This is a genomic window from Neisseria sp. P0009.S007 (genome assembly GCF_051962515.1).
Map to the genome: position 1 here is coordinate 1 of NZ_JBQCVF010000613.1, position 941 is coordinate 941.

Genomic DNA, 941 nt, shown 5'->3' on the forward strand with positions numbered 1-941 from the left:
GCACTATTTCAAATGCAAATAAAAACCGCTCATCTTATTGATATTAATAGAAAATTAATAACATTAAGATGGGCGGTTCATATATTAGATAAAAGGATATATATTTACATAACTTTAAAATGGAATGCGTAAAGAAACGGTCACATGATCCTGTATTTCGCTGTTTGATTGGTTGGGCATGCGTGCAAAACCTTTGCCATAGTCGGCAGAAAGTTGCCATTTATCCGCCTTGCCCAAATTCAAACCTGCAACCACACCCATGGCGTGTTGCGAACCTTCGTTATTGTTTTTGGCAACGCCGATGTCCGCGCCTAGATAAGGCTCGATATAAATGCCGTGGGGCGTATTGCGGCGGAAATAAACGGTATTGCTTAACAGGACTACGCTGTTTGCGCTCAAAGAAGTCGAACGGAAACCACGTACATTTTGATGACCGACGACGTCCATTTCTTTGGTGGCAAACAAATCATGAGGGCTATATTGGGCATCGATTTGGTGATGGTTGCGCACGATCCATTTACCCAATGGACGGTTTTGAATCAAATTGCTTTGCAAGGATACAGAGGTATAGCGCTTGTCGAATGGTGTATGTTCGGTATTTTTCGCAAACCCTTGTTCTACGCCGATATTGTTGAGCCAAATGCCGTTTAGCAGGATGGCTGTATGCGACAGGCCGACTTGCGCCGAATAGATTTCCGGGCTTTGTAATTCCAGTTTGCTGTCGGCAAATTTTGCAGTCTGTTTCACATAATCGATGCCGATATAGGCGGAGGTAATGTGTTTTTGACTGCGTGAGAATACTCGGTCTGCTTTGATTCCTGCCGCTTTGGATTGGGAGCGGTAGGCAAAGCGCTTCACGCTGGACGTTAGGATGCTTTGCGGTTGCGACGCGGCGGCGTAAGTGCTGAATGTCCATGCGCCATAAGGAACTTGGTAGAACA

At 45.2% G+C, this 941-nt stretch carries 1 protein-coding gene; it reads right to left on the bottom strand.

Annotation, left to right across the window (positions count from 1 at the left end):
* Positions 1–114: 114 nt before the first annotated feature.
* A partial coding sequence (locus ACTHS3_RS15165) for a ShlB/FhaC/HecB family hemolysin secretion/activation protein (protein ID WP_440368387.1) occupies positions 115–941 on the bottom strand: 827 nt, incomplete at its 5' end.